We start from the raw sequence: 15,443 nt of genomic DNA on the forward strand, positions 1-15,443 counted from the left end.
TTTTGGTTCTTTGACAACCGCTTTAACCTGCGCCATAGTGATTACGCACCAGCAAAATCTGGTGCCGGGATTGGAACCCCGCTAACTACAAAGGCGCAGATGCCGCGCAAGCGGTTTTTTTATGCGTAATGCACAGCTACCCCCTCTCAATGGTGGGGCGTGCAGGGCAGCCGCAAGGCTGGCCGGGTCCTTTGTAGCCGGTAGTTCCAACCCTGTACGTCTCACCACCAATCGAGATTGGAACCTCTGGTGGTGATTTCCAAACTACAAAGGAAATTAACCATGACAGCTCAAACCAAACCTACCGTATTCTCCTTCGAGTCATCTAGCCATATCCGTGCATTTAGCATTGATGGCAGCCCATGGTTTTCAGCTAAAGACGTGTGTGATGCTTTGCGTCTAACCAATTCTCGCATGGCTATGAAGGCGCTGGACGATGATGAAAAGGGGGTAAGTTCAGCTTACACCCTTGGCGGGCAACAAGATTTAGGCGTTATCTCCGAATCCGGCCTCTATACCCTGATCCTCCGCTGCCGCGATGCAGTAACACCAGGCACCATTCCTTACCGGTTCCGTAAGTGGGTAACCACCGATGTCCTCCCGGCGATCCGCCAAACTGGTGTTTACCAACACCGCACACCTGAAATACTCGCAGACCTCACAGGAACGGCTCAGGCCACCAGTACCACCATGAGCGTGCGTGATGCCCGGCGCGGGAAGAAGGGAACCAGTAGCAAGGCAGCCAGCCGCATAGCTGAGAGCTGCGTGCCGATGATCATGGAGGCAATGCGCAACCAGTACCACTATGCAAACTCGAACGTTGGCCCGGAGGAAGTGATCCCCGCCCTGTTGAGTGATGAGCGCAACCTGCAGATCACTGCGCTGGTGGAGGAGCTGGCAGACAACGGCCATGACGTATCAGGAATAGTCCGCGAGGTTGAGGTGATGCGGTACTACATTATAGAGTGCGCCAAGCGCATGTCGGTCATAGCAACCAGCGCTGCATTCATTGGGAGCCAGACCAAGATCCAGTAATATATAGAATGACAACGGGGCCGCAAGCCCCGTTTAAAGTTGCGCTATTCAACAGCTTTATGCGCAATAAACTCAGCGTGAGTCTTAATTTCTCGCTTCATTTTTTCTGTTTGTGTGACGTAGTTCACCAAAGCATTTAGCTCTAGGAAGGCAGCGCCGACCTCTGATCCATCAGTCTCCAGCTCCCTCAGCAATCGCTCAAGGTTTGAACCATTGGCAAGCCCAGCAACCCCGTTGTTTGTATGCACTTCTTGTTCAAGCTTTCTGCTTGTTGGGTAGTCGTATTTCTTCACTTGGCGTCACCACTCATTCAGCCTAAGACACTGTATATATATACATATATTATTACCATGGCAATTGCAATGCATCAACTAAATTTACCTAAAAGGTAATATTTAATCAATGTCATTGCCAGTTTAATTCATATACGGTTTTCTTGTGCGTACAATGATGGGAGTTAAAGCGCAAAAACAGGGCGAAAAAATGACTGTATCAACTGAGGTGAGCCGTGAGGAGTACATTGGAAACGGAGTGGCGACAGACTTCGATTACCGATTCCGCATCTTTTCTGCGGCAGATTTGGTTGTATCTGTCGCTGACACAACAGAAACTATCAGGGTATTAACCCTCAATACCGACTACACCGTGACTGGTGCAGGCAGCAGAACGGGCGGGAAAGTAAAACTCTCATCCCCGCTGACACTGAACTGGCGTATCAGCATCGAGCGAGCGCTTCCGGTCACCCAAGAATCAGACGTTCGCAACCAGGGTAATTTCTTCCCTGAAGTCCATGAGGATGCGTGGGACAAGCTGACCATGCTGATCCAGCAAGTGTGGGGTTATTTTGGTTTGGCGCTGCGTAAACCGTCTTGGTTGGCGCGTTACTATGATGCTCAGGGAAACCGTATCGCTAACCTCGGTAACCCAGTTAACGCGCAGGATGCAGTAACCAAGATCTATGTTGATACAACGACTAATGACCGCTTTATTCGCACGTTGCGTGTTCCTGAATCGTCCGTTGCAGCGCTACCTAATGCAGTCATGCGCACTAATAAGATTTTGGCTTTTAATAGCGTTGGCGACCCGATTACCGTACTGCCAGAAAGTGGGTCTGCTGCCGATGTTATGATTGAGCTTGCAGAACCTACCGGTGCATATCGCATTGGTTATAACGGCACTACGGTTGGTGATGAGCTAGATCAGATAGATTTTGATACCCAGTTTTTTATAGAGGGTAAGCGTAAGCTTATAGTGGATGCTACAGATAGAGCTGCGTTCAAGTATTCGGCTTTTTGTGACGGATGTTTAGCTGCTGGCATTGAAACCTTCGTTCACAGGGAGGCTAATGAACACCTTCCTGATGGTGGGGGAAACTCAAAGCTTGTTATATCTACATTGAATAAGCAGACAGGGGACTTGGATACTGTATTAGAGCTCCCGCCTATTGTGGGAAAGGATTATAGAGATCCTTCTATAACATACATTCCAGAGTTCCGTGTAATTATTGTGTCTTGTCAAGTTTATGATGTTGTAGGAAACTCATATAATGGTGGAACTGTATGGACTGTTAATCTGTCATACGGAATAACTAGCCAGACAGAGGTTATTGCTCCTGGGTACTTTCAGTGGGGAAAGGTGTTAAGAACCCCAGATAATAAAATTCTATTAGCCTCCTATAAAACGGATGGAACAGGTATTGGTTTATTTAGAAGCACTGGATCCCCGTCAGCGCCAGGCTCTTTTGTACTTATTTCAACCATCTTCAATGATGATCCCGCGTTAAACCGTAATGAGGTTTCCCTATATTACTACAATGGTTTGCTTGTTGCGTTTGCTAGAACACAGAGTAATGTTGACCAGAGTCTACAAAATGCGTCTTTAATGTATACAGCAGACCAGAGTGGGGAGACTGGATGGTCAACACCGTTAAGATTATCAGGCTCCACTATTGTAGCGCCTCGCATGTACACTAACATAGACGGCGGGTTGGTTTTGTCTGCTGGTCAGATATTTGGTGGTAAGCGTGGAAGTGTCTCAATGCAGATCACTTACGATCTTGTTTCTTTTTCTACGCGTCAAACAGTTTACCGCAACTCCACTGGAGATGGTGGGTATTCGAGCGCGTTTATTTCCAATGGGAAGCTAGTTATATACACGTACAATGAAACAGAGACGCTACAACGCTCTAATACTTACCTCGAATATTTTAATCCTGATGCCGTAAACTCCGGCCCAACAAACCCTAACGCGGGACTTACGATTAATAATGTTAATAACGTCACATATCTCGGTGACGATATTATTTTCAACACGGCAACGGCGGCAGATGGATATGTTTCATTTTACGTTAACAGAAATATTAACGGGGTAAAAGGGGCTGTTTTTGCCGCTGAGCTTGATGGTGTTCCTGGTGCGCAACAATTGTTAATGCAGCGCGGTGATGGTAGCCTTTTTGCGGCGCTCGGGCCAGTAACTGTATCCGCTGCTGGAGTTTATTTTTCATTACGTACCGCATTTAACATCCCGCCCGGCGTGTATCGCTTAACGCTGCCAAATTCTCGAATGTTGTTTTTATCAAATCCGCCGACAGGGGTAATAAAAAATATCCCTTACTCATCTATCAACGCAGACAGTATGACGACAGATATAACTAAACACGTCCCTATCGGTTTTATTATAGGGGTTTAATGGTGATATCGGCTTCTAATCTCCCAGTGGGGTGGGGTATGAAATTGGAAAAGGTGACAACAAATCTTTCATACGGGGCGTCTGGCAGTAGCGCCGTATTTGGCGTAGCCCAATTCCTTGATCGCTTCTCGCCTGAACAGTGGGCGGCTATCGGGGTGATTGGTGGTTTGTTTTTCGCGCTGCTTACCTGGTTGATGAACCTGTATTTCAAGCTGCGTGAAGACAGAAGAAAAGAGCGGGCCTGGAAAAGTGGGGTTGCTGATGAATAGGCTGAATAAAGTTGCCGCTGGTGTCGTCTGCTCCGTTGCTGTGATTATCGGGATAGTGATTAGCAATGGTAATGTGCGCACCAGCCAGAAAGGGTTGGAGCTAATCGGTAATGCTGAGGCTTGCCGATTAGAGCCGTATCTTTGCCCGGCAAACGTGTGGACGGATGGCGTAGGAAATACACGCGGGGTTAATCCTGGTGTACGAAAAACCGTTGACCAGGTGGCCGCAGACTGGGAGCGCAACATTCTTGATGCAGAGAAGTGCGTTATTCGGTATGCGAATGGTGAAAAGATACCTCGAGGTGCGTTCGATGCAGCAGTGAGCATTACGTTTAACGCTGGATGCCAGGCGATGCAGAAATCAACCATGTTCATGCGTTTCCGTGAGGGGCGCATAGCTGACGCCTGCAACCAGTTTCCTCGCTGGGTGTACGCCAATGGCAAGATCCTGCGCGGTCTGGAAATACGCAGGGAAAAGGAGCGGGAACTATGCCTATCAAACTGACATCAACGGCTATAGTTGCAACTGCTGTAGCGATACTGCTGGCAATGGTGCTTATCGCTGGTGCATGGCTGGCTAGCCGACATTATCAACCGACTATCGATAACCTAAACGACCTACTGACAACGTGCAAAAACAGCAATCGCCAGCAGGCCGCAGCAATCGATAGCCAGAACGCTGGCATAACTGCACTGCAAGCGCTAGAAGCATTGCGCAAAGCAGCAGCAGCCGAAGCACAGAAGCAAGCTACTGAGAAAGCAAGGGGCGATTATGCCAAGGCTAACGCCGTGCTGACCGAGCGTAGCGATGGGGACTTGTGCGCTGCTGCGTCAGTGGCGTTCGATACTGAATTGAAACGGGAGCGCAACCAATGAAAATGTTATTTGTGATCTTGGTCCTGGTGCTTGCTGGTTGCGCAAATAAGACGGTACCGCCTGCGTATGTTGAAGTTAAAGTACCAGTATCTGTACCCTGTAAAACTGCTCCGGTTGCCGTTCCTGCGTTTGCTGTTGATCAGTTGCCTATTGGTGCTACTATCGATGCCCAGATGCGAGCTCTACGCGCAGAGCGTCACCAACGGATCGGATATGAACGCGAACTGGTGGCGACAATCGAGGCATGCAGATAGGTACTTTCTTCTGGTGACGGTATATAAAACGGTACGCAATCAAAAATAAAACATAGTACGTCATTACATTCAATAACTTACATTAACTGTAAATAATTGAGTGGGAATAAAATCTTTCTTTAATAGATTGATTTAATAAAACCAAATTAATGCCATTGATGATTTTTACATCATTAATGGCATTTTTTATGGTTGATAGAAAATCAGCCAGTAAGAGGTGCATTGATACCCTGTTGGGATAACTATTTTTGCGTGAGACTGTAAACGACTTTCATGATTTGCTTTTGAGTTGGTTACGCAGAGCGGAAAATTTATCTTCAACGTCATCATTAGAACGCCCCTTTCCAGCCTGCATAGAGGCTCGCCCTGCATCAACCTTGGCTTGTAAAAATTGATTATACTCCTGCATATCTTTTTGTTTTTTAATAAATTCTCGCATCAGTTCACGCATGACTTGTGAAGCAGGGCGATGAATAGCGTTTGTTGCCGCCATAAACTCCGAGCGTAATTCAGGCTCAATTTTCATAGTAAAAACAGCTTGTTTTGTCATATAACTCCCCCGCTATATAGGTACTGATAACGTCTATACGTCGTCAGTATATAAGTGCTGGTGGGTTTTACACCCGTTTTTATTGTTCTCTTACAGAGAATCTCAACGCTGTGCATGGTCTGATAAAAGTGAAGGGTGAGGTTTGGCGTTTAGCGGGGGGAGGGGGATAAAACTCCTTGTTTTATTTATACTTGTCAAATCTAGATGCATATTTGGTAAATATGAATATCCAAAACACTACAGACAGTAGCTCCAGAGAAAGGCCGATCACGCTAAGACTTGTTTATTGATTGCACTATGATTGCATGCAATCATGCAAAGCAAATATAGGAATGAAAGCAATGCCATCTATCACTGTTAGAAACGTACCGGACGAGGTATACCGTGCCCTGAAGGTGCTGGCTGCCCAGCATGGGCGCAGCGCCGAGGCAGAAATCTGTGAGATATTGGCAAGCGCGGTGAAGCCACAAGGTCGCAAGCAATTGGGGACGCTACTGGCCGAGATTGGCCGCCGAGCCAAGTTGTCGGATGAAGAATTTGTGGCCATTGAGCAGGTGCGCGACAAGACTCCTGCTAAGCCGATGACGTTTGAATGATAATCTTGGATACCAATGTCATTTCGGAGCCTTTGCGTCACGTCAGGCCCCGAAAGTCGGGTAATTGAATGGATTGACGCGCAGGCGCTTGAAACGCTCTATCTGTCAGTGATTACCGTGGCTGAGCTGCGTTTCGGGATGGCTTCACTGCCAGCCGGTAAACGCCGGGACAGGCTGCAAGAGAGCTTGGAAAAGCAGATATTGCCGCTGTTCGCTGGGCGGGTGCTTTCTTTCGATATATTGGCATCACAATCCTATAGCGAGTTGATGTCGAAGGCCGGGGCGGCGGGTTTGGCAATTGGCACCGCCGATGGATATATCGCAGCGACTGCCGCCGCCAACGGCATGGTGGTTGCCACGCGAGACGTCAGCCCCTTTAAAGCGGCAGGCGTAGATGTAATTAACCCTTGGGGATCCTAACCATCTATTAATGCCTGCTCCTTTTTAGAGCCGTTTTCATCGAAAGAATAGCTCGTGGAACAGGCATTGACTTCAATTTTTTATCCAACGCCCAGGTTAGTTAATTGGCGTGATGTCACTGGGTTTCCATTGGCGATTTAATGCAGCTTCCGTTGGCCCGTAGAGGCGAATAACCGAAAACCAACCGCGCTCAGGCACTGTTGCTATCCAGTTACGCTCTTTTCCTTTGGGGGCCTCGGGACCAAAATAGAGATCGATACTACCATCTGCATTTTTCTCCAGGTCGGCGCGCCCGCTCAATGCAGGGAAGGGTTGCCCATTTGTCAGCATTGAACCATTTTCAGCTTCATAAAGTGTGACTGACCAAAATAGATTAACGGGCACATTGGCCGGTAGAGTGAGTTTGTAGTTTTTGCCACCTGAAAGCGGTTGTTTATTGTGATCAGTGAAACCAATCAAGAACATCGCTCCGGTACCCGGAGTGGTGGTCACCATTCCAGGGCTGACAGCAAAGTAATTGGTGAAATACCAAATACGAGTATCCAAATCCAGAAGACCGCTGTCATTCCAATGCCAAGTTAAACTTAAATCACTTTGGGGATTTTTCGGGGTGACATCACTAAAAGGGTTAATCCATTGACGGTCAGGATAAATTTCGAAATTTCGACCACTTACATGAGTTTGGAAACCAATAGAACGACTTATTTTATAAGCAGATTGTGCCGCACGGTTTAAAATGTCTTTGGTATGTGCCTCAGGTTTAAAATCCCGCCCCTGTCTAATACCAATAGAAGCGAGCATGCCTAAGCTATCATTATCAGCTAAATGATTACCTTCACTATCTAATAAAGATTTAAGCTGGTCGAAAGCGATATCGCTGCTCGCAGGCAGCATGTTGACCGGGACCCCGGAGGCATCGGGGAATTGCATTGGTTTAGCTTTATCCTGCCCATTCAGCGGGTAAATTTTAGCGCTCTCAATGCGTTTAACCGCAGGTTCTAGAGTATTGTTATCCTGAAACATAGAACGCAAGAAGACCAGAACATTGTTAGTTTGTGAACGGTAGACGAAATAGCCTTCGGGTACTTCACCTTGGTAACCTGGCGGTAATAATAAAAATTTCCCCCCTTTACCACGATCCGGTCCAGGGAAACCGACATCACCGAAGAACTTCCCGCCATCCACAGGGATCGGTCGTTGCCAAAAATCCAATAAAACACCCTGTAATTGAGGTGGTGCTTCAAAAACCAAGGGGCCATCTTTTCCTAAATCCAGATAACTAATGGCGTAAATGACGTCGGCATTGGGGGTCGTAATCAACGTTTTTGCATCCAAACGCTTTTTCCATATGGGCATAACGTTATAGCCTGCGCCAAACTGAGCTTCCGAACCTTGTTTCATTCCGAGGGTATTAATTAATGGCATTGCCCAAAGATAGGCTTGAGTCGCACGCTGAAATAATAGCTCGTCACGCAAGGTGAGTACTGTTTCAGCGGTAGGTCGATTTTCAACAACAGGCAAGTTAACGATGCGATCAAAATGATTATCCTGAGCGATAACCTGAGCAGAAAAAGCGCAAAACGCTAAGCCGACACATAAGCCAGTAAGAGACCGCTTAACTTTACTTACTTTGGGATTTTTCATTCTTAACACCTCTAAAGTCATTATGAAATTGCGGTAAAAGGCAAACAAACGACCAGAGTACCTAGCCGCCGGATGGCAAGGATTTTGCCCTGTTTTTCCATAAAGCGTTAGTGACATTGCCCAGCCCGATTGGAGATTTGTGATCTTTGGCAATTAATCCGATTGCTAAACCCATACTGAGCTCCTTCAACGCTAAGCAAATTGTTGCATCGCATTCTCCACTATTAAATGGCGGAAATTCAGATTTCACTGGCCTACTTTTATCCAGTAAGGCGATAAAGCGCTACTTTGTACATTTTCAAACCGCATTGCGCATCGGTCATTAACCTTGCAATTTCCCTTTGAATAGTTGAAAGCCGTCTATACTTATCGGATTACTTTGAGCGGGTAAATATCTGCTCATATCGAAGAAAACACTCAGATACACGGCTTGGGTAGGGATGAAAATGAATACAAAGCAGACACGTGTTGAATTGCCTGGGGTTGATGAGATTAAAAATAATATAATCAGCAAGTTGAGGTACAGTTTATGCCTTGAACTGCAGGATGCCACTGATGCTGATATCTTTAATGCGCTGGCATTAACAATAAGAGATTACCAATTAGACGGTTTCTTCGAAACCAAAGGTTATCAGGAAGCCGCAAAATCAAAACGACTCTATTATCTGTCCATGGAGTTTTTGCTGGGTCAGTCGCTGCGTAATAATTTGATGAATGTCGGGTTGTTATCGGCTGCCAGCCAAGCCATCGGCGAGTTGGGTTTTGATTTTGACGCTATCGTCGGCCAAGAGCCTGATGCTGCATTAGGCAATGGCGGGTTAGGGCGCTTGGCGGCCTGTTTTATCGACTCCATGGCTACCCTGGATATTGCCGCATCGGGTCACGGCATTAAATATGAGTATGGGTTATTTAAGCAGTCGATTCAGAATGGTAAACAGGTTGAACAGCCGGATGATTGGCATGCCACCCACTCCCCTTGGCTAATTGATCATCATTCGCAACTGATGTTAATTCCTGTTGGCGGGCATATTGAAGTTACCGAAGATATAGATGGTAATTACAACCCGATGTGGATGGATTGGAAGGTGATTGTCGGGGTTCCTCACGACTATTTTGTCACTGGCTATGGGGGTAAAACCGTTAACAAATTGCGCTTATACAGCGCCAGTGCATCTGATTCGTTTGATGTACATATTTTTAACCGTGGGGATTATCTACGCGCCGTTAGCCAAAAAATAGCCTCGGAAAATATCTCAAAAATTCTTTATCCGGCTGATGAAATACAATCGGGAAAAGAGTTACGCCTGACACAGGAATACTTTCTGGTTGCTTGTACCTTACGTGATATTTTCCAGGAATTTGCTACCCGTTCAGAGGATATCACTACACTGCCTGATGCGGTTGCCATACAGCTTAATGATACGCACCCGGCGTTAGCGATTGTCGAAATGATGCGAATTCTGGTGGATGAGCACCGGTTGGATTGGGATATTGCTTGGGGGATCACGCAAAAAACCTGTGCGTTTACCAACCATACTCTGATGCCCGAAGCACTTGAAACCTGGCCAGTGACCTTGTTTGAAAAACTGTTACCGCGCCATTTGCAAATTATCTACGAAATTAATCACCGTCACCTGAGCGAAGTGGCAGAAAAATGGCCTGACAGACCAGAACTGCTGGCTTCATTGTCACTGTTTGAAGAAGGGGGCGAGAAGAAAGTACGCATGGCCAACCTGGCTATTGTTGGTAGCCACAAGGTGAATGGTGTGGCCAAGTTGCACTCTGAACTGATTAAACAAGAATTAGTGCCCAACTTTTATTTTATCTCGCCGGAGAAGTTCACCAATCAGACTAACGGTGTCACGCCAAGGCGCTGGATCCAACAAGCTAACCCAAGGCTGGCCACCTTTCTGACGCGTGAATTAGGCCCTGGTTGGGTTACCGACCTGGATAAACTGCAAGGGTTGAAAAAACTGGCGAATGACAGTGGGGTATTGGAGGAGTTGCAGACGATTAAGCTGCATAACAAGCGGGCTCTGTGCCAACTGGTTGCCACTCGGCAGGGGGTGAAACTTGATCCCCAAGCTCTATTTGACAGCCAGGTAAAGCGTATTCATGAATACAAAAGGCAACTACTGAACATTTTGCATGTGATACATCTGTATTTAGGCATTGTAGAGTCTGGCAATACCCTACAGCCTAAAGTGCATCTGTTTTCAGGAAAAGCCGCCCCTGGCTATGCGATGGCTAAACTGATTATTCAGTTGATTAATGAAGTCGCGAGAACCATTAATAACGATCCTCGTGCCAAGGGGCAACTGAATGTCCTATTTCTTGAGGATTATAAGGTCTCCTTGGCTGAGCATATTATTCCCGCGACGGATCTTTCTGAACAGATCTCGACGGCGGGAACCGAGGCATCGGGCACCAGTAATATGAAGTTTGCGATGAATGGTGCTTTGACCATCGGTACTATGGATGGCGCTAATATTGAAATCCGTGATGCCGTGGGCGCAGACAATTTTTATCTTTTTGGGGCCAATGCGGCGGAAATCAATGCTCATCGGTTTGCGGGGTCCCATAATCATGTCTATAGCAATAATCCGGTGACTAGGGAGGCGGTTGACGCCTTGGTTTCTGGGCGTTTTAATCTGGATAAATCACTTTTCCTGCCGATTTACCGCATGTTGACCGAAGGCGATCATTATTGCCATCTGCTCGATTTTGACAGCTATTGTGTGGCTCAAGAGCAGGTGTTGCATGATTTCGCCCATCAGCAACAGTGGCATCGGCGGGCACTATTAAATATCGCGGGTATGGGGCTCTTCTCCAGTGACCGTACCATCAAAGGCTATGCGACAGAAATTTGGGGGATCCCTTGTTAATGTGGTTTATCAACCGTCACCATTGAAGCTGCTGGCCCATAGCAAAGACCATGGGCTAGCAAGACTATTATCAACTCGCGCTGAATGATTTTTTTGGGGTAAAGGGTCATCATTTTATGGAACCTATGGAACTGATTACCAATGGCCAACCTGCAGCCGATCTGCAGGTCACCATAATGATCGTAGATGATTCAAAAAGTTATCGGCACCTGATGGCGGCGACGTTACTCAAATGGGGGTTTAACGTCTGTGAGGCCGAGGATGGACAGCAAGCGTTACAAAAGTTGGCTGAACAACCGATTAATATCGTGATCAGTGACTGGGAAATGCCGGTAATGGATGGCGTTGCTTTATGCCAAGCTATCCGCAATGATGATTTTGGTCATTATATCTACGTTATTCTGCTGACGGCTCGGCAATCCATGGAAGATTTATTGACCGGCATGGAGGCGGGAGCGGATGATTTTTTGTCGAAGCCGGTTAATCAAAATCAACTTCGTGCTCGGTTGCATGCGGCAGAGCGGGTACTGTTACTCGAAAGTACCCTAGAAGCACGCAATGAGAAGCTCTCTTATGCTTATCATCAAATAGAATCCGATCTCCAGGCTGCCGCTAAACTGCAACATAGTTTTTTGCCCAGTCACAATCTGTTGTTGTCTGGGTTTGAGTTTGATTGGATGTTTTTACCTTCCGCTTATGTCTCTGGGGACTTATTGAATTATTTCCCCTTGGGAGAACAACATATTGCTTTTTTCAGTGTTGATGTTGCCGGGCATGGCATCAGTGCGGCGATGCTTTCACTGGCGGTTTCGCGGGAGTTTCTGGCAGGGCGCATCAGTAGCCAGTTATTGCTGCACCAAACAGCAGGTGGGGAACAGGTCCCAGCCGCGCCACATCGCGTGGTCGAGGCGCTCAATCAACGTTTTTGCCTGGATAATGATCAGGTAACCAGCTACTACACGCTGATTTATGGTGTCATCAATACCTGTAATGGTGAAGCGGTGCTTTGTCAGGCGGGGCATCCTACGCCCTTTATTGTCCGTGCTGATGGCGAATTGTGTTCTGTGGGCGATGGGGGCATGCCCATCGGGCTATTTGATACTGCGGAATACCAAGACACTTATTTTAACCTGCAAGCGGGGGATCGGCTCTATCTTTATAGCGATGGAGTGACTGAGTGTGAGAATAAACATCAGGAACTTTATGGTGAGCAGCGTTTGCAGGCATTACTGACGGAATGTCGTGGCCTGGCGAAAGCAGAGATTTTTGCAAAAGTTGAACATGCGCTGAGTCTATGGCGCAGCAGTGAACATGAAAATAGTCGGCAACCGGCGGCGGTATCACATCAGTTGTTTACTGATGATATTTCGCTGATGGCGATTGAGCGCATTGTCGTGCCGGATAATGCTTGAAGAGTGATCAGTTTGATACAGTGAATGAATAAAGGAGCAGTTATGAACTTTGAAATCCAGTCTGAGAATGGTGTTGAAATTATTTCGCCTCTGGTCCGTCGTCTTGATGCCTCCGTCGCTGTCGTTTTTAAGCAAGAAATTCTCTCTATGATTGAGCAAGGTAAAAATTGCCTGCTGCTGGATTTCAGCCAGGTGGATTTTATCGACAGTAGTTGCCTTGGCGCGCTGGTTTCAATGCTTAAGACGCTCAATAACCGGGGTGATTTGGCACTTTGCTCATTGAATAGCAATATCCAGAACATGTTTAAACTCACGAGAATGGATCGGATTTTTACCATTAGCAGCGATCGTGAATCGGCGCTTAAACTGATAAACCGTTGAGACTAACTGGTGGCGTATGAAGGAGAGGCCATATGGCTAGTGCCAAGACTACACTCTGTTTACCGGCATCCCTGGAGAGTCTGGCGAAGCTGAGCGATGCATTATATGAATTTGTTGCTCCTTTTTCGCTGGACTCGGCGCTTGTTTATCAGGTTGATTTGGCCTCATGCGAAGCATTTACCAATATTGTTAAACATGCCGTAAATTACGATGACCATCAAAATGTGACTATCACGTTAGCCCATGATGACCGGCGGTTAATCTTAACATTCTCAGATTTGGGTGTGCCCATTCCTGATAGCATTCTGCAGCGTTGGGTAACATCACCTACACTTTCACCGGACCCTCTTGATCCTGCCAGTTGGCCGGAAGGGGGGATGGGATTGATATTGATTCAATCGGTGATGGATGAGGTGAGCTACCAAACTGCAGATGGGCATAATCTGCTGACCTTGATGAAAAATTTATCCATTGATCCAACATGAGATTCTTTCGTTGTCCAGCTAACGAAGCATTGGGGGCATTATGATCGAACCTTGTATACCTGCTAATGAGCCATTGCGTCAATGTGTATTGGATTCATTGCATATTCTGGATAGTCGGGCAACAGAAAAGCTCGACAGGATCACTCGCCTGGCGGCCAGTTATTTTGGCGTACCGATTGCTTTAATCTCTTTGATTGACCGGGATCGGCAGTGGTTTCTGTCGCGCTTTGGTCTGGATGCGCCGCAAACACCAAGAAATATCTCATTTTGTGGACATACCATTTTACAAAGGGGAACCTTTATTGTCCCCAACACCGCTCTGGATCTGCGTTTTGCTGATAATCCGTTAGTTCAGGGTCCCCCCCATATCGGTTTTTATGCCGGGCAACCTCTGTTGTCGCTTGATGGTTTACCGTTAGGTACGCTTTGTATTATCGACCAGCAACCGCATGATTTCTCAACAAAACAAGCTACCGACTTGCAGGATTTTGCTGCAGTTATCGAAGAGTATTTACACAATATAGAGCGGGATATTTATACCGAAAGTTTGAAATTGAATTTGGAACGTTCCGAAGCGCTGTTTGAGCAGACATTCTCTCAGGCGGCTGTGGGGATGGCGCTGGTTTCATTAGAGGGTTACTGGTTACGGGTTAATCCGCGTATATGTGACATTCTGGGTTACAGTGAGCCGGAGTTGATGGCGCGGACATTCCAGGACATTACACACCCGGATGATCTGGATAATGACCTGGAGTTGCTGAGGCAGCTACTGGCAAATGAAATCTCCACCTATTCGATGGAGAAACGCTATTTCCGCTTCGACGGCACGCTGGTTTGGGTCGAACTGACTGTCGCACTTAACCGTTTGTCTGATGGCTCACCGCATCATTTGATCTCCGTGCTGGTTGATATCAGTGAACGTAAATTAGCTGAAAATAATTTGCGTATCTTGCAACAGGAACTGGAGGAGCGGGTGATATCACGCACCCAAGAATTAAATACGGTAGTCAACAAACTGAATCTGGAGATTGAAAGCCGGGTAAATGCCCAGTATCAACTGAATGCAGAAAAAGAACGTTTGCGGGCCATTACCGATAATATGCCAGCCTTGATTAGCCAAGTGGGTACAGATGAAGTCTATCAGTTTGCCAATAGTGCTTATCAGCGTTGGTTTGGTATTGATGAGGCGTCACTAAAAACCATGACCTTGCGGCAATTTATGGGTGAGCAGGCTTATCTTGTCGCCAAACCGATGATTGAAAAAGCGTTGCAAGGGGAAACGGTCAGTTTTGAGAATGAACTTAAGACTCAGGCGGGCTTATTGGCGGTTCATACCACGCTGGTACCTTGTGAAACTCAGGGGTTCTATATCCTTTCGATGAATATCAGTGAGCTAAAAAGATTGCAGCAACGTCTGGAATATGACGTCACTCACGATATGCTAACTGGCTTACCTAACCGCAGGGCATTTCTTCATCATTTGGAATTATCCAGGGCTGAATGCCTGGCGACTGGGTTACCGATGGCGGTATTGTTTATTGACCTGGATGGTTTCAAGCAGATAAACGATAATCTGGGGCATGAATTTGGTGATAGGGTGTTGAATACATTCGCCAATTTACTGAGTGATTGTATCCAAAATAGGGGTTTTGTTGCCAGATTGGCGGGGGATGAATTTACCGCTGTGCTTGGGCAATTAGCCGATCCTGAGGCACAAATCCGGGCTTTTTGTCAGCAGGTCTTGGCTCAACTGGCTGAGTTGGCGTTTATTGCTGGGCATGCGATAAACTTATCCGCCAGTATTGGCGCTTCTATTTATACCGGTGACGACACCACTATCAAAACGCTGCTATCACAGGCAGATAAAGCGATGTATCGTGCCAAATCAGCAGGTAAGAGTAACTATTTGATTCACGGAAGCAAGCCTGACGGCTGCGAATAGCGGTCA

The 15,443-nt window shown here is 46.8% G+C and carries 16 protein-coding genes and 1 pseudogene; 14 read left to right on the forward strand and 3 right to left on the reverse strand.

The features are described 5' to 3' along the window. Positions 1-27: 27 nt before the first annotated feature. Both ACX9GV_RS04560 and ACX9GV_RS04565 read left to right on the forward strand, forming a co-directional pair. A pseudogene (locus ACX9GV_RS04560) lies at positions 28-229 on the forward strand (ash family protein); the annotation flags it as partial. A gap of 53 nt (positions 230-282) precedes the next feature. Beyond that, the gene (locus ACX9GV_RS04565) at positions 283-1,035 is read left to right on the forward strand and encodes a BRO-N domain-containing protein (RefSeq protein ID WP_473197208.1); all 753 of its coding nucleotides are present in this window, start codon (positions 283-285) and stop codon (positions 1,033-1,035) included. 44 nt (positions 1,036-1,079) lie between these two features. On the opposite strand, the gene ACX9GV_RS04570 is transcribed toward ACX9GV_RS04565, so the two are convergent. Further along, positions 1,080-1,328 (reverse strand): hypothetical protein, encoded by a 249-nt coding sequence (locus tag ACX9GV_RS04570; protein ID WP_473197209.1) that lies wholly within the window; start codon positions 1,326-1,328, stop codon positions 1,080-1,082. A gap of 154 nt (positions 1,329-1,482) precedes the next feature. Here ACX9GV_RS04570 and ACX9GV_RS04575 point away from each other — a divergent pair, with 154 nt between their 5' ends. From ACX9GV_RS04575 to ACX9GV_RS04595, 5 genes are read left to right on the forward strand one after another with little or no spacing between them, the layout of a single operon-like run. Beyond that, on the forward strand, positions 1,483-3,723 hold the full coding sequence (locus ACX9GV_RS04575; protein ID WP_473197210.1) for a hypothetical protein: 2,241 nt from the start codon (positions 1,483-1,485) through the stop codon (positions 3,721-3,723). A 38-nt stretch (positions 3,724-3,761) separates the two neighbouring features. Beyond that, positions 3,762-3,992, forward strand: coding sequence for a class II holin family protein (locus ACX9GV_RS04580; protein ID WP_473197211.1), 231 nt, complete (start codon positions 3,762-3,764; stop codon positions 3,990-3,992). Next, on the forward strand, positions 3,985-4,497 hold the full coding sequence (locus ACX9GV_RS04585; RefSeq protein ID WP_473197212.1) for a lysozyme: 513 nt from the start codon (positions 3,985-3,987) through the stop codon (positions 4,495-4,497). Before ACX9GV_RS04580 ends, ACX9GV_RS04585 begins: the two co-directional genes overlap by 8 nt. After that, positions 4,482-4,868 carry a hypothetical protein gene (locus ACX9GV_RS04590; protein WP_473197213.1) on the forward strand — a complete coding sequence of 129 codons (387 nt, stop codon included), beginning with the start codon at positions 4,482-4,484 and terminating at the stop codon, positions 4,866-4,868. Before ACX9GV_RS04585 ends, ACX9GV_RS04590 begins: the two co-directional genes overlap by 16 nt. Next, a complete protein-coding gene (locus ACX9GV_RS04595) occupies positions 4,865-5,122 on the forward strand; it encodes a hypothetical protein (protein WP_473197214.1) in 258 nt (85 codons plus the stop codon). The genes ACX9GV_RS04590 and ACX9GV_RS04595 overlap by 4 nt, the downstream gene beginning before the upstream one ends. Before the next feature lie 271 nt (positions 5,123-5,393). Here ACX9GV_RS04595 and ACX9GV_RS04600 read toward each other — a convergent pair whose 3' ends face one another. Further along, positions 5,394-5,672, reverse strand: a complete 279-nt coding sequence (locus ACX9GV_RS04600; protein ID WP_473197215.1) for a CopG family ribbon-helix-helix protein — start codon at positions 5,670-5,672, stop codon at positions 5,394-5,396. A 341-nt stretch (positions 5,673-6,013) separates the two neighbouring features. Here ACX9GV_RS04600 and ACX9GV_RS04605 point away from each other — a divergent pair, with 341 nt between their 5' ends. Both ACX9GV_RS04605 and ACX9GV_RS04610 read left to right on the forward strand, forming a co-directional pair. After that, positions 6,014-6,268 (forward strand): FitA-like ribbon-helix-helix domain-containing protein, encoded by a 255-nt coding sequence (locus ACX9GV_RS04605; RefSeq protein ID WP_473197216.1) that lies wholly within the window; start codon positions 6,014-6,016, stop codon positions 6,266-6,268. Between the two features lie 15 nt (positions 6,269-6,283). Further along, on the forward strand, positions 6,284-6,688 hold the full coding sequence (locus tag ACX9GV_RS04610) for a PIN domain-containing protein (RefSeq protein WP_473197217.1): 405 nt from the start codon (positions 6,284-6,286) through the stop codon (positions 6,686-6,688). Positions 6,689-6,784: 96 nt separating this feature from the next. Here the strand turns inward: ACX9GV_RS04610 and ACX9GV_RS04615 are convergent, their stop codons facing one another. Then, positions 6,785-8,332, reverse strand: coding sequence for a DUF1254 domain-containing protein (locus ACX9GV_RS04615; protein WP_473197218.1), 1,548 nt, complete (start codon positions 8,330-8,332; stop codon positions 6,785-6,787). 446 nt (positions 8,333-8,778) lie between these two features. On the opposite strand from ACX9GV_RS04615, the gene ACX9GV_RS04620 reads away from it, so the two are divergent. The 5 genes from ACX9GV_RS04620 to ACX9GV_RS04640 all read left to right on the forward strand — a co-directional run bounded on the left by ACX9GV_RS04620 (position 8,779) and on the right by ACX9GV_RS04640 (position 15,437). Next, on the forward strand, positions 8,779-11,217 hold the full coding sequence (locus ACX9GV_RS04620) for a glycogen/starch/alpha-glucan phosphorylase (RefSeq protein ID WP_023491878.1): 2,439 nt from the start codon (positions 8,779-8,781) through the stop codon (positions 11,215-11,217). 125 nt (positions 11,218-11,342) lie between these two features. Next, a complete protein-coding gene (locus ACX9GV_RS04625) occupies positions 11,343-12,629 on the forward strand; it encodes a PP2C family protein-serine/threonine phosphatase (RefSeq protein WP_473197219.1) in 1,287 nt (428 codons plus the stop codon). Positions 12,630-12,671: 42 nt separating this feature from the next. After that, the gene (locus ACX9GV_RS04630; protein WP_023491876.1) at positions 12,672-13,010 is read left to right on the forward strand and encodes an STAS domain-containing protein; all 339 of its coding nucleotides are present in this window, start codon (positions 12,672-12,674) and stop codon (positions 13,008-13,010) included. A gap of 32 nt (positions 13,011-13,042) precedes the next feature. Then, positions 13,043-13,495, forward strand: coding sequence for an ATP-binding protein (locus ACX9GV_RS04635; protein WP_473197220.1), 453 nt, complete (start codon positions 13,043-13,045; stop codon positions 13,493-13,495). 40 nt (positions 13,496-13,535) lie between these two features. Continuing rightward, positions 13,536-15,437, forward strand: a complete 1,902-nt coding sequence (locus tag ACX9GV_RS04640) for a sensor domain-containing diguanylate cyclase (protein WP_473197221.1) — start codon at positions 13,536-13,538, stop codon at positions 15,435-15,437. The last annotated feature ends 6 nt before the right edge of the window (positions 15,438-15,443 follow it).

The sequence above is a fragment of the Serratia sp. 25CWL12 genome, from assembly GCF_055790885.1.